Genomic DNA, 19788 nt, shown 5'->3' on the forward strand with positions numbered 1-19788 from the left:
CCTTTTTACAGCTCAGGCTTCGGCCTCATCAGCCGCCGCCAGGCGGCGTGGTCGGTGTGCAGATCGACGGAAGCGTGGATCGCGGGAAGAAGCGGTTTGCGTTTGCGCCGGCCGAAGCGCCGTTTGAAGCCCAGGATGTTTTCGACGAAGCTCCTGGTGTAGAGGCCGGGGCCGCTCGAATAGATGCGCCATCCGCCGTCGACAGCGATCTCTCCCGCCTTGACGCGCTCCCATTCGGCCGCCGCCTGGTAGCGGTCATGGAAAGCCGCATCGCTGCTGCTGAAATAGGTATTGCGCTGGCGCAGCGACGCATGCGGCAGCGCTGACGTGATCGAAATCGGATTGACGACGGCGATCGCCTTCCAGAGCTTTTCCGCCTCGGCCTCCAGCGCCAGCGTTTCGCAATAGCGCAGATGCGCATGTACATACATCAAGCCGATCTCGCGGCCGAAGAAGGAGGAGGATTCGGCCCGGCGAAACAGCGTCTCGGGTCCGCCGGCATAGGTCGCCGGCTTCTCCATCAGCCGCACGCCGTCGGGGAAGAGCAGATGCTCTTTAATCAGCTTCATATGATCGCGTCTCTGCGCCGGCGTGAACAGGCCGCCGAGCATTGCCTGCGTCATCGAGATCAGCGAGAAGTGCAGGCCGGTGCGCCGGTCGCTCGGGTGCAGCAGCAATTCGACGCCGTCATGGGCGGGATCGAAGATACCGTAGCCGGCAACGACGCCGTCACGCACGAGATGGTGGTTGAAATCCCGGCGCATCGCGGTTGCGATCTTCCGCAGTCCCTTGGCCTTGTTGCCATGGCCGAGGCGGCGCAGGATCGCGGAATAACGGACGATCTGCTCATAGAGCAGGGCGACGGTCCAACTGCTGACCATCCAGTCGCGCAGATGCGGATCGGCCGGCTGCAGCGAATCGTTCCAGTCTCCCTCGCCATAGCGGATCAGATGCGTTCCCGGGATGAACGCTTCACGGACGGTATCGAGCAGCTTCTCGACATGGATCGCGATGGTATCGGCTTCCCTCGCCCTGGCCATCGTCTTCTCATCGCGCCAGGAGACTTTCTCGTCGAGGAAGGCGAGATCGCCGGTCGCCTCGATATAGTCGCAGAGCGCCTTCAGCGGCCAGACGACGATATCGCCGTGGCTATCGCCCGCCCGGATATTGGCATAGGGCTCCAGCATGAACCATTGCGGCCAGTCGCCTTTCTCCAGATATTGTTCGCTGAAGACGGTCTTCAACACCTCTTTGGCTTCGCGGTCATGCTCATAGGCGAGCAGGAATTCGATCGGACCCTGGCAGGCGTCGCGTGTACCCCAGGCAGCGCCGGTATATTGTTCGAGGCCATGCGGCACGCTCAAATGCACGATGGCGTCATGCGCGAGCCAGGGTAGCAGGGCCGTCTGCGCCGCAAGATCGGGCGAGGTGCTGCCGATCGTTACGCCGCGGACGGCGTTGCGCCAGAATTTTGATGCCGGCGCAAGCATGGCCTCGTCGGCGACGCCGGCCTCATAGCGCTGCGCCAGGCGCTCGGCTTCCGCCGCATCGGTCATCGAACCGACGACGGCGAAGGAAATCACCCGCGTCGGTCGGGATCGGAGCGCGACGAAGGCGCCGTTGCGCGCCACCCCATCGCTATAAAGCAGTTCGTCGCCGCCGATCTCCTCGATGGCATCGGGTGTCGAACTCACCAGCCAATAGCCGGCATCGGGATAACGCTCGCCCCAGAGCCAGGCCGGGTCCGGCCGGAAAAGGATGCGTTTGCCCGAGGTGTCGAATTCGATCTGGCCGCCCGCATCATATTCGCGCTCGCCGAGCACGACATGGCCGAACACCAGGAAGCGGCACGGCGTGCCCTCGACGGAAATGGTCCACTGCATCGCCGCATCCTCGCCGGAGGCGACCGCCGAAACGATGATCGTGCGTTCGGGGAGGCGATAGATCCAGCGGCAATCGCTGAGACCCATTTCGAAAGCCGACGGTACCGCCAGCAGCTGCCAGCCGGCGCCAAGATCCGCCATGATGCGCAGCCCGCTGGCGCGCGTCAGATTGTAGGGGTCGCGGGACACGGAAAAGAGTTTGTGAAAGGAGGTATTGCCGATCGTCAGCTGCGCGGCGAAAATGCCCTGCATCCAGCAGGTCGCGGCAAGCGTCCCATCGTCGAGCAGCATATTCTGGCCGCTACGAACGATCGCGCCGTGGCGGCGGGCCACCATGAGTTCCTTGTCGCGCAGCACGACATGGCGGTTCAAAACGCCGTCGGAGACAAAAAACGACAACAGCTTTCCGCCGACCCGCTCTTCGAGGCTGCGCTGGGGGTAAAGCTGGCTGATCGCCTTTTTGTCCAGCGTTTCGGCCTTCAGCAGGGCGGCATCCTGCAGCAGGCTGCGCACCGGCGCCGCCTCTGCGATATCGGCGGCCGTATTGTCCGTCGTCGCCAGCCCATCGAGCCGCGAAAGGTCGGCATCGCTCGACGCCTCGGGATGGTCGGCGGCGAAGACGGCAAAGAAGGTCGCGGTCGCCCCACTTGCCGGCACGGAGAGCGATTTCGACTGGATGGCGGGACATGCCGTCTCCTGCTGGCGCCGCTTGCTCGGCAGGCTGGTGCCGAAGGGGCCGACCAGCAGATCGTCGAGACGGTTCTTCGCCTGCACCAGCTGGATCGCATCCGTGGCATAGGCAGCCGCGCCATCGACGCAGCCCTGCGCGAGCCAGGGATTGCGGGCGCCCGACTGCTTGAGATTTTGCCGGTTCATCACCACAGGGCCGAATGTCTGATGATCGGCAATATGGTGATCGACATATTGCGAGGCATAGGCTTCGCTGTTCATCAGGAAGCCGCGATCGCCGAGACCGACGTCCTGGATCAGCACCAGATCCGCCGGCAGCGTCCCATCCTTCCGATGCCGGATGGAGACGCGCCAGAACCAGGCCGTTTCGGAAGGATGCAGCTCAAGACGGACGGCGTAGCCGATATCGCCTGTTTCGCCGCTCCAGGAAAGGCTCGTCGCATCGTGCCCGAAGCCGCCATTGGCGCGGGGCCCGACAATCTCGACGACCTCAGGCGCCGCGCCGCCGATGCGCAGATAAAGGCGACTGACGCCGCCAAACAGCGGCGATCCCTGGATCTGGTTGATCTGCACCGTTCCCTTGTCGTCGGCATATTCGATGGCAAACAGCGTGCCGTTCGGCAGGGCCGATACCGACAGGCCGGACCCGTTGCTGATCGTGACGAGGCCAAGCTCCTCGCGTCGAGGCATTTGAAAACTGCGCGTGAGGTTCGGGGCCATTGAGATCTCGTCGATTGGCTTCAGAGGGGAACTGGAGGATGACGCAAAATGATTGAGAGAAATCTTACCGGCGATCGGAAGATCGGCAACTTATCACCTTGGTTTTCACGTTGACGCCGGCCGCCTGGCGAAGGGGACTGAGAGCAGGGCGCAGCCGGTCAGGACGGCGATGACCAGCCAGGCTTCGTTGATCGCCTGGACGCTTGCCGCGGTCTGGACCAGCGGATCGAGCACCGCCGTCGTGTCCGCATCGAAGCTGCCGCTATGTCCCGATATGGCCTGGAGAGGTGCGCCGACAAATGTCGCAGCCTCGATATCGCCGGTTTGAAGACGGGTCCAGAGGCTTTGTCCCAGCGGTTCCGAGCGCGTGTAGATGATGGTGTCGATCAGCGCGATGCCGATCGCCCCGCCGAGATTGCGCATCAGATTGAAAAGACCGCTCGCATCGGGGATGCGATCCGGCGGAAGCGTGCCGAGCGCCAGCCGCGTCGGCGGCAGCAGGCAGAACATGATGGCGACGCCGCGCACGACCTGCGGCCAGAACATCGCGTCATAATCGGAGCGGGGATCCTGAAACGCGCTCATTCCGACACCGATCGCAAACAGGGCGAAACCGGCGGCCGACAGCAGCCGCGCATCCATGCGCTTCTCCAGCGCCACCGCGATCGGCGCGGTGATCAGTTGCGCAATGCCGGTGACCAGCATCGTCATGCCGATTGCGAGCGCGTCATGTCCCCTGATGAAAGCGAGAAAGACCGGCATGAGATAAACCGAGCCGAAGAGGCCGATGCCGAGCACGAAGCTCAGCACCGAGCCGACGAGAAAGTTCCGGTCGCCGAAATTGCCGAGATCGACGATCGGCCGGCTTCGGTAGAGCGTTCGCCCTATGAACGCGCCTCCCGACGCAAGACAGAGGGCCAGCAGGCCGAGCACATAGGCCGAGGTCCAGCCGCTGGTCGGCGCCTCTTTCAGGCTGAGTTCCAGGCTCGTCAACGCGGTCGCCATCAAGAGAAGCGACAGAACGTCGAGATGCCCAAGCTCGGACGGATCGGCCGCCTGCCGCGGCAGGAAGCGCGCCGCCAGAATTGCCGAGACGATGCCGGGGATGATGTTGATCAGGAACAGCCAATGCCAGGAATAGGTCTGCGTCAACCATCCGCCGACGATCGGCCCGACGGTCGGCGCCAGCACCGCCAGCACGCCGGCGATGGTCGTCGCCAGCGCCTGTCGCTCGTTCGGAAAGAGGATGAACACGGCTGAAAATACCGAGGGGATCAGGGTTCCACCGGAAAAACCCTGCAGCACCCGCCAGGCGACCAGCTCACCGAAACTGCCGCTGGCCGCGCAGCCGGCGGAGGCGGCGACGAACAGGCTGATGGCGGTGACGAACAGCCACCGCATCGTCAGAAGCCGCGTCAACAGGCCGGTGAGCGGGATCGCCACCACTTCGGCGATGAGATAGGCCGTCTGTATCCAGCTCATCTGATCCGGATCGATGCCGAGCGCCGACTGAATGGTCGGCAGCGATGTCGCCACCACCTGGACGTCGAGGATCGCCATGAACATGCCGACGCACATCGCCAGAAAGCCGAGCCAGACGATGGCGGGCGTTTCACCAGAACGGGCAGATTCAAGTCGTTCCGACATGCGATGATCCCGCGCACTGCATTCTTCGCTCCCGACTGCGAAAGCCAAGGCTGATCGCGTTTACGATCGAGACGACCGACGGCATGGTTCAAGCAAAGAAATGGACCGCGATTCCGCCAATCGCGACACCATAGTTCGGATGAGGACGGAAGCGATAGAGCCTGCCCACACAAATACGTCACCAACGCAATCGAGCCTGACCGGGAAGGCCAGGCTCGATGTTCGATCGGCGAATGCGGTCCGGGCGTTCTATGCGCCCGGCTCCTTTTGCGGCCAGGACGATTAGCCGCGGAAGAGCGACAGGATGTTCTGCGACGACGAATTCGCGATCGACAGCGACTGGATCGCCAGCTGCTGTTGTGTTTGCAAGGCGGAGAGTTTGCTCGACTCCTCCTCCATATCGGCATCGACCAGCCGGCCCACGCCCGAGTCGATCGAATCGGAAAGCGCACCGACGAAGTCTTCCTGCAGGTCGATGCGCGTCGAGATCGAACCCAGTTGCGCACCGGCAGAGGTCATTGCCGATAGCGCGGATTCGATGGTCGACAGGGCCGACTGGATCTGACCGGTGGTGAAGTTCGTGATATCGAGCGAATAGACGGAATTGCCATATGCATCAGCCGTTCCGAGAATCCCCGTGGAGGTTTCGATCGACCCGCCGCTCATGCCGAACAACACATTGCCCACGGAGCTGGTATCCAGGGTGTATTCCGTCATTTTAACGGAAACGGCGCCGGAACCGTCGCGAACGAAGGAGGATACGACACTTTTCGTGCCATCCGCGCCCGCAACCCAGTTCTCGCCCGAGAACGACGCCGACTGGGCAATGCTCGCCAGCTGTTCCTGCAACTGGCTGATTTCTTCCTGGACCTTGGACTTGTCGACACCGTCCTCGGTTGCTGCGACGAGCTTGGATTTGATCTCGTCGACGACGTCAATCGCATTGTCCATGGCCGTATAGGCCGTATCGACCTTTGCTGCGCCGAGGCCGAGCGCGTCGGACACGGCGGAGAGCGCCTTGTTGTCGGACCGCATCGTGGTTGCGATCGACCAGTAAGCGGCGTTGTCGGATGCGGTGTCGACCCGGTAACCGGTGGAAACACTGTTCTGTGTCGTTTCGAGATTGGAGTTGATGCTGCGCAGCGTCTGAAGGGCAGACATCGCTGAATTGTTCGTATTGATGCTCGTCATGGGAAATTCGCCTGCTTCGGAGGTTGAATGTGTTGCATCCCGGGGAACATCCCGGCCGTGGCGAGCAGCCTCATGCTTATCGATCCGTGTTTCCGATCAATTCGCCACCGTTGGGTTAATTATCGTACTTAAAAGTACCTTAATGGTTAACGCGGCGCGCATGGCCCGATATTTTTCTCGAAACGGGACGTGAAACCTCGGAAGACCCTGATCCGCCGGCCATCTCACGGGCGAATCCTGCATTGATTTCTGCCGAAGAGCTGAGCCGAAAGGTCGCTGCAGAAATTTGAGATCGGCAATTGACGGGTCGGCGGGAAACTGACTATCAATATTAAATCAATTTGATTGACTCCAAAAATAAAGCACAAGGGGAACGTTGGAATGAGATCGAGCAAGAGGGCAATCCGCAATATTTCCGTGTGTGCCGGCTGGGCAGTAGCAACCGCCCTGACGGCATTCGTCGTTTTTGGAGCGGGGGGTGCAGCCGCTGAATCGGTGCTGACGATGCACATCGAAGAGCAGACCAGCTGGGTGCAGAACTTCAATCCCTTCGACCTGGCCGGCCGCCGGCAGAGCACGATGGATTTCATCTACGAGCCCCTGGTCATCTTCAATGCCGAGGATGGCGGCAAGCCAGTGTTTCGCCTGGCGACTGATTATAAATTCTCCGAGGATATGAAATCGGTGACCTATACGCTGCGGTCAGGCGTGAAGTGGTCAGACGGCCAACCGCTGACGTCGGCCGACGTGAAATACACGATCGATCTGATGCTGAAGAACGCCGCCCTCGACACTGTCGGCGTCGGCGAGAGCGTTGCCTCCGTCGAAACGCCGTCGCCGACCGAGGTCAGGATCGATCTCAAGGCGGTGAATTCCGATTTCCCGGAATCGCTTGCGGATCTGGCCGTCGTTCCCGAGCATATCTGGAAGGACGTTTCCGATCCGGTCGCCTTCAAAAACGAGAAGCCTGTGGGCTCCGGCCCGATGACGGAGCTGCGCCGCTTCACGCCGCAGGTCTACGAGCAGTGCCGCAACCCGAATTACTGGGATGCTGCCTCGCTGCACGTCGACTGCCTCCGGCTGCCGCAGATCTCCGGCAACGACCAGATGCTTGCCATCCTGCCGGAGGGCAATATGGACTGGATCGGCTCCTTCATTCCGCAGATCGACAAGACCTTCGTCGCGCTCGATGCCGATCACAACGGCTATTGGCAGCCGCCGGCCGAAACCGTCGCCTTCCAGATGAACTTCAAGAGCGGCAATGAAGGCAACCTCGAGGCCTATAAGGACCTGAATTTCCGTCACGCCTTCAGCCTTGCCATGGACCGCACGTCGATGGTCGATATTGCCGGCTTCGGCTATCCCGTCGTCAACGAACATGCGACCGGCCTGCCGCCACGATTCGAGACCTGGCGCAACAAGGGCGCGGAAGGCGACAAGGACGCCTTCATGGGCTTCGATACCGAGAAGGCCAACAAGATCCTCGACGATGCCGGCTACAAGAAGGGCGCCGACGGCTTCCGCACGACGCCAGGCGGCAAGCCGATCGCCTTCCCGATCATCGTTCCGAACGGCTGGACGGACTGGATCGACGCCGTGCAGATCGCGGTCGAAGGACTGCGCGCCGCCGGCATCAACGCGTCGGTTGCCACGCCGGAATACGAACAATGGCGCAAGCAGATCATCGACGGCAGCTTCGAGGTCGTCATGAACTCCCGCGCCGACGGCGCAACCCCGTTCCGCGGCTATTATCAGAGCCTGTCGACCGCCTATGGCGGGCGCATCACCGGCGCGCCCTCGCGCTATTCGAACCCGAAGCTGGACGCCCTTTTCGATCAATATCTGAAGGCAACGTCGGAGGATGATCACAAGAAGATCTTCAACGACATCCAGCTGCTGATTGCCGACGACTTCCCCGTCGTGCCGGTGTTCAACGGGCCGACCTGGTATCAGTTCTCCAGCAAACGCTTCACCGGCTGGGTCACCGACAAGGATCCCGTCATGAATCCGGAGGATCATGACAATAACCGCATGCGCCTGATGCATCTGCTGCGCCTCAAGCCGGTCAGCTGAGCCTCGCGAAGGAGCGGAAATGCGCGTTTCGAGCCGGCGCCTCGGCGTCTATGCGGTCGCCCTGGCGTTCGCTATCGTCATGAACTTCATCCTTCCCCGGCTCATGCCGGGGAGTCCGGTCGATGCCATGGTCGCCCAGCTCGGCCCGCGGGCGACACCCGCGGCCGTTGAGGCGATCAAGGCGCGCTTCGGCGCGGTCGACCAGCCGATGCTCTGGCAGTTCGTCGATTACGTGAAGGGGCTTGCGACCTTCGATCTCGGCGTCTCGGTCAAATATTATCCCCAGACCGTCGTCCAGGTCCTTGGCCGCTCGACGCTCTGGACGGTCTTTCTCGTGACGACCGCGGTCATCTTTTCGCTCTGCGTCGGTGTCGTGCTTGGCGCGATCTCGGCCTGGCGCCGCGGCGGGCGCTTCGACACGATCGTCTCGCCGCTCTCCGTGATCATGATTTCGGTGCCGCCTGTCATCGTGGCGCTGACGACGCTGTTCGTCTTCGCGGTCTCGCTGCGCTGGTTTCCTGTCGGCTATGCCTATGATCCGAACCTCGATCCTGCCTTCGATTTCACCTTCGTCGGCAGCGTCTTCGCCCATGCGATCCTGCCGGTGCTGACGCTGTCACCGTTCCTGATCGGCGAATTCCAGACGACGATGCGCTCGTCGATGATCTCGGTGCTCGGCGAGGATTATGTGACTATGGGGCGTGCCAAGGGCCTCAGCCACCTCACGGTCATGTTCGGTTACGGCGCGCGCAATGCCATGCTTCCGGTGCTGACCAACCTGGCGCTGATGCTCGGCGCCGTCTTCGGCGGCTCGATCGTTACCGAGATCGTCTTCAACTATCCCGGCTTGGGACTGACGCTCTATACTGCGAGCATCGCCCGCGATTACCCGGTCATCCAGGGACAGCTACTGCTGATGACGCTCGCGACGCTCGGCGCCAATTTCCTCGTCGACCTCATTTATGGGCTCGTCGATCCCAGATTGCGGGAGGCCGTATAATGGGCTTCGGACTCCGGCCTATTCTCAGGCAGAAGAAGGCGCTGGCCGGCCTCGTCATCATTGTTGCCCTGTGGCTGATGGCGCTTTTTGCGCCGATCGTCGCGCCCGGCGAGCCGGGAGCGCGTGTCGGGCGCTCGCACCAGCCGCCATCGATCGAACATGTCATGGGCACCACGAAGATGGGGCGGGACGTCTATCGCCAGTTCGTCTGGGGCGCCCGCAGTTCTCTCTCCGTCGGCTTTGCCACGGGGATTGCCATCACCGTTCTCGGCACGGCCATCGGCCTCGTCGCCGGTTATGCCGGCGGCAGGACCGATGCGGTGCTCGACCTTGCGACCAACGCCGTGCTTGTCGTGCCGAACATGCCGCTCTTAATCCTGCTCGCCTCCTTCGCCGGCACGGTGGGGCCGATGACGATCATGGCGATCATCGCGCTGACCTCCTGGCCCTGGGGCGCCCGCATGACGCGCTCGCAGACGATGGCGCTTCGCAACCGTGATTTCGTCACGGCCTCCAAGATGATCGGAGAGCCGGCCTGGCGCATCATCTTCGTGGAAATCCTGCCGAACCTGACGACGCTGATCGGCATCAACCTCGTCGGCAGCATCATCTACGCCATCGTTGCCCAGACGACGCTCGAATATCTCGGCTTTGGCGATCCCTTGAAGGTCTCCTGGGGCACGATGCTCTACAATGCCCAGAATTCCTCGGCGATCATGGTCGGCGCATGGTGGGACATCGGCGTGCCGGCAGCAGGCATCGCACTGACGGGGCTTGGCCTTGCGCTTTTGAATTTCACCTTCGACGAGATCGCCAATCCGCAGCTGCGCTCCGGCCCGGCGCTGACACGTTGGTTCCGCCTCACCCGCGCCCGCAACCGGGAACTGGAGCTTGGCCGATGAGCGACAATCTGCTGGAAATCGACAAGCTCAATGTCGACTACCTCGTCGACAAGGGAGAGTTTCGCGCCGTCAAGGACGTCTCCTTCACTATCGGCCGCGGCGAGATCTTCGGGCTGGCCGGTGAATCCGGCTGCGGCAAGAGCACGATCGCCTATGCCATCACCCGTCTTTCCAAGGCGCCGGCCTGGATTAGCGGCGGCAGCATCCGGCTCACCGGACAGGATCTCCTGAGGTTGCCGGAACGCGAGCTGCAACGTATCCGCTGGAAGCGCATCGGCATGGTCTTTCAGAGCGCGATGAATTCGCTCAATCCACTGATGCGGGTCGAGGCGCAGTTCCACGACGTTCTCTCCCGGCACACCGGTTGTTCGCGCGAGGAATCAAGAGCTCGGGCCGAGGAGATGTTCCGCCTTGTCGGCATTCCCACCCATCGCATCGGCGATTACCCGCACCAGTTCTCCGGCGGCATGCGTCAGCGCATCGTCATTGCGATCTGCCTGGCGCTGAGGCCCGAACTCATCATCATGGACGAGCCGACGACCGCGCTCGACGTCGTCGTGCAGCGGGAGATCCTCGAGCAGGTCGTCGATCTGCAGCGGAGCTATGGTTTCTCGGTGCTCTTCATCACCCATGACCTGCATCTGATGGCGCAGCTCTGCCAGCGCATCGGCGTCATGCTGAAGGGCGAACTCGTTGAAGTGGGCGACGTGCGGCAGGTCGCCCAGGCGCCGCTGCACGCCTATACCCGCAAGCTCTGGAATGCCATTCCACAGCTTCCGGGCAATCCGCATCTCTCGGGGGTCCTGGCATGAAAGCGGAGACTGATGCTGTTGTCACGGATGCCGTGATCCGGCTCGAAGACATCAAGCGCAATTTCGGCCCGGTCCAGGCGCTGAAAAGTGTGTCCTTCTCGCTCTTTCCCGGCCGGGCATTGGCGCTGGTCGGCGAATCCGGCTGCGGCAAGACGACCTGCGCCCGCATCATCGCGCGTCTGGACAAGCCGACCGGCGGCAGGCTGTTTTTCCGCGGACAGGATCTGACCGCCCGCGGCGAGGCCAAGGATGAGCATCGCTACCGCCGAGAGGTGCAGATGGTCTTCCAGGATCCGTTCTCGTCGCTCAACCCGGCCTTCACCGTCAGCCATCATCTGGCGCGGCCGCTGCAATTGCACCGGCAGAACGGCGCGAGGGCGGATCTTGCCGAAGAGATTGCCAGCCTGCTGGCAAGCGTGGGGCTGGAACCCGATTTGACCCGGCAAAAATTCCCGCATGAGCTTTCGGGCGGGCAGCGGCAGCGCGTCAACATCGCCCGCGCGCTGGCGGTCGCGCCGAGCGTGTTGGTCGCCGATGAGCCGACCTCGATGCTCGATGTCTCCATCCGCAAGGACATTCTCGATCTGCTCGCCACAGTGAAGCGTGAAAACGACTTGGCCATGCTCTATATCACCCACGACATCGCGACGGCCGCACATGTGGCCGAGGAGATCGTCGTGATGTTCGCCGGTCAAATGGTCGAATGGGGCGATACCGATGCCGTCCTCTCCGATCCCCGCCATCCCTATACGCGGTTGCTGCTTTCAGCCGTTCCGGATGGCAGCCGGCCGTTCGTGACGGGCGGAAGCGCGCGTTTCCTCGAACAGGCGGAAAAGGTGCGCTCGCTCAGCCGTCCTGAGTCCACCGTCGTCGAGCAGGTCGGCCCCAATCATTTCATGCGCGCGCTTGGCGGCTCGAATGCCGGAATGCTCGAGAGCTGATTTTCAAAAGGCCAATTCTCAAAAGGCCAATCCTCAAAAGGAAAGAGTGACCATGTCCACATCACGACCGAAAGCCCTGCGGCTTGAAACCCTTTGGAACCCGCCTGCCGACGGCAAGGAGTTTTCCTACGTCCTGCGCCTCAAGAACCTCGGCACCGAGCGGCTTTCGAATTTCTCGCTTTGCGTCAGCGGCCCGGGTCGTGTCGATCCGGCAGGTCGTGTCGAAGGCGCCACGGTTTCGCAGCGGCTCTCGAATTTCACCGAATTCCAGCCGCCGGCCAATTTCGTTCTCGGCGCCGGCGAGACGTGGACGATCTCGGTCTATGCGCTGAGCTGGCAGTTCCGCCACTGGACGGACGGCGCGACGAGCGGCTATCTCGCGCTTTCCGACGGCAGCACGATCGTGCTCACCATAGAGCCGACGCGATCTTCGGTCAGCAACGCGCCGCTGAAGCGTGGCGCCGAGATCTATCCGGTTCCCGTCAACGCGCCGGTTCAGGTGTCAATCATCCCCTGGCCGAACCATGTGGCCGTCACTGCCCGCCGGCCGCTGCCGGCCGGTTTTGCGCCGCAGGCGCAAAGCGCTGAAGGGGAGGCGGCAGCACGCAGCTTCGCAGCGCTGGTCGAGCATCTCTTCGCCGTTGAAGGCATCGTGCGGAGCGAGGCGGAAGGCGCGGTTCCGGTTGTCCTGAAGGAGGCCACCGGGTTCGGACCAGAGGCTTACCGGCTGAGTTTCGAAGGTGAGACGATCACCATCGAGGCAAGCCGCCAGAGCGGCTTCTTCTACGGTCTCGTCACGCTCGGCCAGATCTGGCGCGGCGCAAGGCTGCATCCCCAAGTCTTCCAGTTTCCGGCCGCAGGCGAGATCGTCGACGAACCGTCGATGGGCTGGCGCGGGCTGCATCTCGATGTCGCCCGCCAGTTCTACGGTGCTGCCGAGGTCAAGAAGCTCGTGGCGGTGCTGGCCTGGAACAAGCTCAACCGCTTCCACTGGCACCTTTCCGACGACGAGGCCTGGCGCGTCGAGATCGACGCCTATCCCGCCCTGACCGCGGTCGGCGCCTGGCGCGGCCATGGCCTGGCCGTTCCGCCGCTGCTCGGTTCGAGCCCTGCCCGCACCGGCGGTTATTACACCAAGGCTGCGATCCGCGAGATCGTCGCCCAGGCTAAGAGCTTCGGCGTCGAGATCGTGCCGGAGATCGATGTCCCCGGCCATTGCTACGCCATGCTGCAGGCGATACCGGAGCTGCGCGACCCGGCCGAGGTCGGCAGCTACTATTCGGTTCAGGGCTTTCCCGACAATTGCATCAACCCGGCCCGCGAGAAGACCTACGAGATCATCGAGACGATCCTCTCGGAACTCATCGAGCTCTTTCCGTTCAAGACCATCCATCTCGGCGCCGACGAAGTTCCGCTCGGCGCGTGGTCCGGCTCGCCGGAAGCGCTCGAGCGCCTGCGCACCGTGGCGGGCGACGAGGTGGCCGATGCGCATGCCAAGCGGCTGAACGTCGTGACCAATACCCATGGCGCCGACGACATCCACGGCTCGGGCGCCGCCATCCTGCAGGCGGAGTTCCTGAATCGTGTCCAGCGCTTCCTTGCGAGCAAGGGCTGCATCACCGGCGGCTGGGAAGAGGCCGCCCACGGCGATGTCATCGACAAATCGAAGAGCTATCTCTGCAGCTGGCGCAACGTCGAGGTCTCGGCCGAACTTGCTGAACGCGGCTATCAAATGGTGGTCTGCCCCGGGCAGGTCTATTACCTCGACATGGCGCTCAGGCCCGATTGGGACGAGCCCGGCGCCAGCTGGGCGGGGACTTCGGATGCGGAAAAGCTCTACAATTTCGACCCCATCGGCGGCTGGACGACAGCACAGAAACAGAAGCTCCTCGGCATCCAGGCCTGCATCTGGTCCGAGCCGATGACGGATCGCGCCGTTTTCGACCGCCTCGTCTTCCCGCGCCTTTCCGCCCTTGCCGAAACGGGCTGGACGAAGCCTTCATCCAAATCGTGGGAGCGTTTCAGGGCGCTCGCAGGACTGATGCCGCTGCTCTACGGGCTGCAGCAGTCGTAGCGCCCGGATAGGCCACGGGTTTTGATTTGCGGACTACCCTTGCCATCGCCGGAGGCGGTGATGGCGGGGGATACTGACATTGCTTTCAAAGGGAATTGTCCGGTGCCGCTTCATCTGCCGCGGGCGGCTGACATTCGGCTGCGGCGATACGAATCGGACGTGTTCCAATCGGCGCGCCGGTCGCGCGGTCGATGGTGACGGGATCGATCTCGGTTCCGGTCTCGGCGTCGAAGAAGCGGGTGACGTCACCGCCGCCGCGATGCTTGCGGCCCCAGGCACCGATCGCAAACAGCACCGGCAGAAAGTCGCGGCCAGCCTCCGTCAGCACATATTCATCGCGCGGCGGGCGCTCGGAATAGCGGCGTTTTTCCAAGAGTCCTTCCTCGGTCAACGATGACAGCCGCCCCGTCAGCATCGTCGGGACGATGCCGAGGCTTTTGCGAAATTCATCGAAGCGGGTCAGCCCCGCATGGGCGTCGCGCATGATCAGCATGCTCCACGCATCGCCGACGAGCGCCAGGCTACGGGCGATCAGACAGGGTTGATTCGAAAGATTCTTCATGTCGATATCTTTTTAGTAGTGACTTACTATCAATTTGATAGTAACAGGTTGCGCATAGATGTTCCATGACAAAAACGAAGGCAGACATTGATGAGCAAGAGAGAACGCGGCGTTGCCCTGGTCACCGGGGCTTCCTCCGGCATCGGGCTGGTGACGGCGAAAGCGCTGCGGCACGACGGTTACCATGTGTTCGGCACCAGCCGGAAGCCGATGTCTGATACCGCCGATGGCATCACCATGCTGGTCTGCGACGTCATCGACGATCAATCCGTGCAGGGCGTCGTCGACGAGGTTCTGAAACGCGCGGGACGGATCGATCTGCTCGTCAACAATGCCGGGATCGGCCTGCTCGGCGGTGCCGAGGAGTCGACGACGGCGCAGGCCAAAGCCGTCTTCGACGTCAACGTCTTCGGCACGATGCGCATGACCAATGCAGTGCTGCCGGTGATGCGGCGGCAGCGTAGCGGCCGGATCATCAACCTGAGCTCGATCCTCGGGCTGATCCCGGCGCCCTTCAACGCGCTCTACGCAGCAACCAAACACGCGATCGAAGGCTATTCGGAATCCCTCGACCATGAGGTGCGAACGCAGGGCATCCGCGTCGTGCTCGTCGAACCGGGCGTCACTCGCACCTCTTTCGAGGAGAACATCACCCGGCCGGACAAGCCGCTTGCCGTCTATGATGCGGTGCGTGCCGATGCAGAGAAGCTGATGCGCGAGATCGTCTCGAAGGGCGATGCGCCCGAAGTGGTCGCCGCAACCGTCGTCCGGGCTGCCAATGCGCCATCGCCCAAGAGACGTTACACGGCCGGGAAAGCAGCAGGACAGGTGCGTTTCATCCGCCGCTTCCTGCCCGAGTCCTTCGTCGACAAGAGCCTGCGGAAATTCAACAAACTTCCCGATTGATCCTGGCTTGCCGCGCATTGTCGGCTCATCACAAACACGAAAGTTCGCCTTCATGAAAGCATTCCTGATCGATCGCTACAAGAAAGGCGGCGCCCTCAGGCTCGGCCAGAGCCCTGAACCGCAGCTGCGCGAGAATGACGTCATGGTCGAGATCCATGCCGCTAGCGTGAACCCGCTGGATGCCAAGATCCGGGACGGAGAGTTCAAGCTGATCCTGCCTTACCGGCTTCCGTTGGTGCCCGGCAATGATGTCGCTGGTGTCGTGGTCCGGGTGGGCGCCAATGTCCGGCAATTCAAGCCCGGCGACGAGGTCTATGCGCGCCCCGGCAAGGATCGCATCGGCACCTTCGCCGAGTATATCGCCATCGACGCTGCCGATATCGCCCTGAAGCCCGCCAATCTCAGCATGGAAGAGGCCGCATCCATTCCGCTTGTGGCGCTGACCGCATGGCAGGCGCTGGTCGAGCGCGCCAAGCTGCAGAAGGGGCAGCGGGTGCTGATCCATGCGGGCTCGGGCGGCGTCGGCACCATCGCGATCCAGCTTGCCAAACATCTCGGCGCCCATGTGGCGACGACCGTGAGCACGGCAAATGTCGATCTGGTGAAAAGCCTCGGCGCCGATTTCGTGGTCGATTACAAGAAGGACGACTTCGAAAAGGTGCTGAAGGGCTATGACGTGGTGCTGAACAGCCTCGGCAAGGATACGCTGGAGAAATCGCTCGCCGTCCTCAAGCCGGGCGGCAAGCTGATCTCGATATCAGGTCCGCCTGATCCCGACTTCGGCAGGGAAAACGGCTTCGGCTGGCTGCTGCAGCAGGTCATGCGCTTCTTGAGCTTCGGCATCAGGCGGAAATCGAAAGGCCTGGGGATAGGCTATTCCTTCCTCTTCATGACGGCAAACGGCGCGCAACTCGGCAAGATCACCGCGCTGATCGAGGCGGGCGCCATCCGCCCCGTCATCGACCGGGCCTTCCCGTTCGAGAAGACCAACGAGGCGCTGGACTATGTGGAAACGGGACGCGCGAAGGGTAAGGTCGTCATCGCGGTGAAGTGAGGTCTTTAGCCGAGGGGCTTTTGCAGGACATCAAGCGCGGATTGGTTTCGGAAAAGACAAGTGCGGTCGAGCGAAGGACTTCACTGTCGTTGCCGGTAGGCAGAGGGTGTGACGCCTGTGCCCAACTTGAATGCCCGTGTCATATGGCTCTGGCTGCTGAAACCGCAGGCCGAAGCGATCTGCGCGATCGGGTCCATGCCGCACAACATCGATTTGGCGCGCTCGACACGCCGATGGGCCACCCACCCATGCGGGGAAACACCATAGCTTGCCCGGAACATCCGCTGAAAATGAAAGGCGCTGAGCTGCCCGATCGTCGCCAGATCCTGTAGGCGGATCGTCTCACCGAGATGGGCCTCGATATACTCGAGAATACGGCGTCGCACATGAGGAGCGAGCCCGCCGCTGATTGCGCAGGGACGCATCCCGCCAAAACGCGGATCAACGAAAAGATCGTTGATCGCCTGCGTCATTGCTTCTTCAGCCAACAGATGACCGCCCGCCAACATCGCTTTCGTCATCTGCCGCAGCGTGTGCGCCAAGGCGGGTGCCTCTGCGAAGGTCACTTCGGGAAGAGCCATGAGCCGAGCATCGCGGTCAAACGTCTCGGAAAACATCCGGCGCATTTGATCGTCGGGAACATACAGATGCACGAATTCGAAGAAGTCGGTGATTTCCCATTCGGACGAGTGCCCCTGTGGCATGATGCACAGGACCCCTGGACGGCCGCGCACGGGGCTGCCGTCCAGACGACGCGTTCCGGCGCCGCCTCTGAGATAAAGACTGAACGTATGACCGTTCGGCCGCTCATAGCTCATCCTGTCGTGTGCATTGTTCCAGATGGCCGCTGATCGCCCAAAACCCAAATCGATGGATTGTGACATCCGCGCATTGGGAGATGCGGACAAAAACCTGAAAACCGAGAGACGGCTATCTTTCACCAATACTTCCCCATGCCTGGCCACGCCTTGCGAACAATACTGGTCGACGACCCGCATGGCGAGCAGGAAGTCCGGGCAAAGCGATTTCATAGCAAGAATGTGCAAGAGCCCTGCGCGCGGTTCGCCTATTGGTCGCGAAAACGAGGATCACTCCATGGCAAATGCCGCTCTCTTCATCGCGACCGTCCTCATATGGGGGACGACCTGGATCGCCATTGCGATGCAGGTCGGTCCCGTGCCGGTCCTGGTCTCGGTCTTTTACAGATTTGCAGTCGCAGCAGTGATACTCGTCGCCATCCTGGCTGTCATGCGGCGGCTCAAGCTCCCTGCCTTGCGCGATCAACCTTTCATCCTTGCGCAAGCGCTCTGCCTGTTCAGCCTCAATTTCATCTGTTTCTACAGCGCCGCCGCCTCCATCCCGTCCGGGCTGATCTCCGTGATCTTTTCGCTCGCAACGATCTACAACGCCGTCAATGCGCGCCTGTTCTTCGGCGACCGCATTACGGGCCGCACGCTTCTCGCAGCGGCGCTCGGAGCAACCGGGCTCCTCCTGCTTTTCGGCGAGGAGGTTGTCGTCGATTTCGATACGGGCACGTTGAAAGGGATCGGGCTCGCAGCGCTTGGCACGCTCTTCTTCTCGCTGGGCAATATGGCATCGCGTCGAAACAGCGCGGTCGGAATCTCACCGCTGACCGCCAATGCATGGGGCATGGCCTATGGCGCGATCATCCTCCTCTTCCTGATTGCCGTGACGCAAACGCCGATCGTGGCGCCGCCCAACATCACTTATATTGCCGCCCTGTTCTATCTCGCGGCAATCGGATCGGTGATCGGTTTCACCACCTACCTGATGCTGGTGTCCCGCATCGGTTCCTCACGCGCTGCCTATGCCACCGTCCTGTTCCCGATCGTTGCCCTGTCATTGTCGACGGTCTTTGAAGGCTACCACTGGAGCGGTCTGGGCCTGATCGGCCTGGCGCTGACGCTTCTCGGGAACGTGGTCATCTTTGCGCGACCTCTCGCCCGTCGCCCGCTGCAAGCAGATGCGAGGCAGCCGGCCGGCGGATGAGGCCGGCATCGGCAACCTCCCGGGCGCTCTAGCACTTTGAATCTACGCATCGCGCTTTCCGAAAATCGATTCCGATTTTCGGGCCGATGCGCTAGCCGAGCGGTTTTTGCAGGACGTCGAAGCGCGGATTGGTTTCGGAAAAGATCGGCAGCGCGGCGGCGCCGAGGATGGCCGTATCCTTGCCGGTCATGCCGATCATGACGCGAGGCGCGGTGCGCTTCTGGCTGGGGTCGATCGGGGTGTACAGCGGCTCCAGCCGCTCTGCCAGCCGAAGCATCAGCGATGTCGATATGCTGCCGCCGAGCACGATGGTCTGCGGATCGAAGGCCAGTTCCAGAAAATCGACAGTCTGCCGCAGCGGCTGGACGGCCTGATCGAGCCAGGCATCGAGACCCTCACCGCCCCTGGCGATCAGTGCGTCGAGATCGTCAGGCGAAAGCTCCTCGGCATTGGCAATGCCCATGAATTCGTAGGCAACGGTCGGCGAGATGTAGCGATCCAGACAACCGCGCTTGCCGCAGCTGCAGAGCTTGCCATGCGGTTCGACGATGATATGCCCGATCTCGCCGGCATTGTTGCGGCTGCCCTTGTAGAGGTGGCCGTCGAGGAACATTCCCGCACCGATGCCGCCGCCGCCGGCGAGGAAGAGATAGACGAAGCTGCCCAAACCGCGGGCGACGCCGTGAAGACGCTCGCCGATCGCCGCTGCCGTCGCATCGTTCTCGACGAGCACCGGCACCTTCACCCGCTGTTCCAGCTCATGCCCGACAGGAAAGTCCTGCCAGCCGGGCAGGCTCTGCGGGCTGAGAGAGGTTGTGCCGCCATCGGCATAACGGCCGGGCAGGGCCATGCCGACGCCGAGCAGCCGGTTCCGGTCGAATGCGAAGGCCTGCTGAAGATCCTCGACGATTGTCTGGAGAGCCGGCATGGCCCTTTGCGGATCGGGGTGTTCGACATGGCGCTCGATGCGTGCGCAAACGGCGCCGGACAGATCCGTCAGAACGCCGCTTGCGCGCTGGCGGCCGAGTTCGAGGCCAATCGAATAGGCACCGCGTGGATTGATGGTGTAGGGGATGATCGGCTGGCCGCGCGCCAGCTTCTGCGCCTCGGACGGGACGAGAAGGTGCGATCTCTCCAGTTCCTCGACGATATTCGAGACGGTCTGGGCGGTCAGCGCCGTCATCCGGGCGATCGCCGCGCGCGACAAGGGGCCGTGCGTGCGGACAGCCTCGATCACCACACGCCGGTTGTGAGACTTGGCCTGCTCGAGATTCGTGCCAGAGATCGCCTTCATGTCGCCTTCAAAGGAAATGGTGCGTCACC

The 19788-nt window shown here is 62.3% G+C and carries 15 protein-coding genes; 9 read left to right on the forward strand and 6 right to left on the reverse strand.

Translation table 11 applies throughout. The annotated features are described in order from the left end of the window. Positions 1-5: 5 nt before the first annotated feature. The 3 genes from FHT79_RS02345 to FHT79_RS02355 form a co-directional block, all read right to left on the reverse strand. Entirely contained in the window at positions 6-3293 is a 3288-nt protein-coding gene (locus FHT79_RS02345; protein WP_097630898.1) for a cellobiose phosphorylase, read from the reverse strand. Positions 3294-3398: 105 nt separating this feature from the next. Then, the gene (locus FHT79_RS02350; RefSeq protein WP_097544649.1) at positions 3399-4940 is read right to left on the reverse strand and encodes a DHA2 family efflux MFS transporter permease subunit; all 1542 of its coding nucleotides are present in this window, start codon (positions 4938-4940) and stop codon (positions 3399-3401) included. Positions 4941-5222: 282 nt separating this feature from the next. Next, positions 5223-6131 carry a flagellin gene (locus FHT79_RS02355; protein ID WP_063476216.1) on the reverse strand — a complete coding sequence of 303 codons (909 nt, stop codon included), beginning with the start codon at positions 6129-6131 and terminating at the stop codon, positions 5223-5225. Positions 6132-6512: 381 nt separating this feature from the next. On the opposite strand from FHT79_RS02355, the gene FHT79_RS02360 reads away from it, so the two are divergent. Genes FHT79_RS02360 through FHT79_RS02385 form a run of 6 tightly spaced genes read left to right on the forward strand, consistent with a single transcriptional unit; the run spans position 6513 to position 13933 of the window. Then, positions 6513-8204: an ABC transporter substrate-binding protein gene (locus tag FHT79_RS02360; RefSeq protein ID WP_132573341.1), complete on the forward strand. Its 1692-nt coding sequence runs from the start codon at positions 6513-6515 to the stop codon at positions 8202-8204. Between the two features lie 19 nt (positions 8205-8223). Then, positions 8224-9204 carry an ABC transporter permease gene (locus FHT79_RS02365; protein ID WP_097544651.1) on the forward strand — a complete coding sequence of 327 codons (981 nt, stop codon included), beginning with the start codon at positions 8224-8226 and terminating at the stop codon, positions 9202-9204. Next, positions 9204-10106, forward strand: a complete 903-nt coding sequence (locus tag FHT79_RS02370; protein ID WP_063476213.1) for an ABC transporter permease — start codon at positions 9204-9206, stop codon at positions 10104-10106. Before FHT79_RS02365 ends, FHT79_RS02370 begins: the two co-directional genes overlap by 1 nt. Next, positions 10103-10918 carry an ABC transporter ATP-binding protein gene (locus tag FHT79_RS02375; RefSeq protein WP_097544652.1) on the forward strand — a complete coding sequence of 272 codons (816 nt, stop codon included), beginning with the start codon at positions 10103-10105 and terminating at the stop codon, positions 10916-10918. The genes FHT79_RS02370 and FHT79_RS02375 overlap by 4 nt, the downstream gene beginning before the upstream one ends. Beyond that, entirely contained in the window at positions 10915-11859 is a 945-nt protein-coding gene (locus FHT79_RS02380; RefSeq protein WP_097630900.1) for an ABC transporter ATP-binding protein, read from the forward strand. Before FHT79_RS02375 ends, FHT79_RS02380 begins: the two co-directional genes overlap by 4 nt. Before the next feature lie 52 nt (positions 11860-11911). Further along, the gene (locus tag FHT79_RS02385; RefSeq protein WP_097630901.1) at positions 11912-13933 is read left to right on the forward strand and encodes a beta-N-acetylhexosaminidase; all 2022 of its coding nucleotides are present in this window, start codon (positions 11912-11914) and stop codon (positions 13931-13933) included. A gap of 85 nt (positions 13934-14018) precedes the next feature. Here the strand turns inward: FHT79_RS02385 and FHT79_RS02390 are convergent, their stop codons facing one another. Beyond that, complete coding sequence (locus FHT79_RS02390; protein WP_097630902.1) at positions 14019-14495, reverse strand: helix-turn-helix domain-containing protein; 477 nt, start codon at positions 14493-14495, stop codon at positions 14019-14021. Positions 14496-14585: 90 nt separating this feature from the next. On the opposite strand from FHT79_RS02390, the gene FHT79_RS02395 reads away from it, so the two are divergent. Further along, entirely contained in the window at positions 14586-15401 is an 816-nt protein-coding gene (locus FHT79_RS02395; protein ID WP_183902944.1) for an oxidoreductase, read from the forward strand. 52 nt (positions 15402-15453) lie between these two features. Continuing rightward, a complete protein-coding gene (locus FHT79_RS02400) occupies positions 15454-16455 on the forward strand; it encodes an NADP-dependent oxidoreductase (protein WP_097630904.1) in 1002 nt (333 codons plus the stop codon). A gap of 80 nt (positions 16456-16535) precedes the next feature. On the opposite strand, the gene FHT79_RS02405 is transcribed toward FHT79_RS02400, so the two are convergent. Beyond that, positions 16536-17273 carry an AraC family transcriptional regulator gene (locus FHT79_RS02405; protein WP_097630905.1) on the reverse strand — a complete coding sequence of 246 codons (738 nt, stop codon included), beginning with the start codon at positions 17271-17273 and terminating at the stop codon, positions 16536-16538. A 277-nt stretch (positions 17274-17550) separates the two neighbouring features. Between FHT79_RS02405 and FHT79_RS02410 the strand changes: the two genes are divergently transcribed. Further along, positions 17551-18465, forward strand: a complete 915-nt coding sequence (locus FHT79_RS02410) for a DMT family transporter (protein WP_097630906.1) — start codon at positions 17551-17553, stop codon at positions 18463-18465. Between the two features lie 91 nt (positions 18466-18556). Here FHT79_RS02410 and FHT79_RS02415 read toward each other — a convergent pair whose 3' ends face one another. Next, positions 18557-19759 carry an ROK family transcriptional regulator gene (locus FHT79_RS02415; protein WP_097594720.1) on the reverse strand — a complete coding sequence of 401 codons (1203 nt, stop codon included), beginning with the start codon at positions 19757-19759 and terminating at the stop codon, positions 18557-18559. Positions 19760-19788: the final 29 nt, after the last annotated feature.

Origin of the sequence: Rhizobium sp. BK212 (genome assembly GCF_014197475.1) — a bacterium.
Lineage (GTDB): Bacteria > Pseudomonadota > Alphaproteobacteria > Rhizobiales > Rhizobiaceae > Rhizobium > Rhizobium anhuiense.

Coding starts and splice junctions, on each gene's coding strand:
- FHT79_RS02360 (WP_132573341.1), top strand. CDS start 6,513: ATGAGATCGAGCAAGAGGGCAATCCGCAATATTTCCGTGTGTGCCGGC.
- FHT79_RS02365 (WP_097544651.1), top strand. CDS start 8,224: ATGCGCGTTTCGAGCCGGCGCCTCGGCGTCTATGCGGTCGCCCTGGCG.
- FHT79_RS02345 (WP_097630898.1), bottom strand. CDS start 3,293: ATGGCCCCGAACCTCACGCGCAGTTTTCAAATGCCTCGACGCGAGGAG.
- FHT79_RS02395 (WP_183902944.1), top strand. CDS start 14,586: ATGAGCAAGAGAGAACGCGGCGTTGCCCTGGTCACCGGGGCTTCCTCC.
- FHT79_RS02405 (WP_097630905.1), bottom strand. CDS start 17,273: ATGAGCTATGAGCGGCCGAACGGTCATACGTTCAGTCTTTATCTCAGA.
- FHT79_RS02380 (WP_097630900.1), top strand. CDS start 10,915: ATGAAAGCGGAGACTGATGCTGTTGTCACGGATGCCGTGATCCGGCTC.
- FHT79_RS02375 (WP_097544652.1), top strand. CDS start 10,103: ATGAGCGACAATCTGCTGGAAATCGACAAGCTCAATGTCGACTACCTC.
- FHT79_RS02410 (WP_097630906.1), top strand. CDS start 17,551: ATGGCAAATGCCGCTCTCTTCATCGCGACCGTCCTCATATGGGGGACG.
- FHT79_RS02415 (WP_097594720.1), bottom strand. CDS start 19,759: ATGAAGGCGATCTCTGGCACGAATCTCGAGCAGGCCAAGTCTCACAAC.
- FHT79_RS02350 (WP_097544649.1), bottom strand. CDS start 4,940: ATGTCGGAACGACTTGAATCTGCCCGTTCTGGTGAAACGCCCGCCATC.
- FHT79_RS02400 (WP_097630904.1), top strand. CDS start 15,454: ATGAAAGCATTCCTGATCGATCGCTACAAGAAAGGCGGCGCCCTCAGG.
- FHT79_RS02385 (WP_097630901.1), top strand. CDS start 11,912: ATGTCCACATCACGACCGAAAGCCCTGCGGCTTGAAACCCTTTGGAAC.
- FHT79_RS02390 (WP_097630902.1), bottom strand. CDS start 14,495: ATGAAGAATCTTTCGAATCAACCCTGTCTGATCGCCCGTAGCCTGGCG.
- FHT79_RS02370 (WP_063476213.1), top strand. CDS start 9,204: ATGGGCTTCGGACTCCGGCCTATTCTCAGGCAGAAGAAGGCGCTGGCC.
- FHT79_RS02355 (WP_063476216.1), bottom strand. CDS start 6,131: ATGACGAGCATCAATACGAACAATTCAGCGATGTCTGCCCTTCAGACG.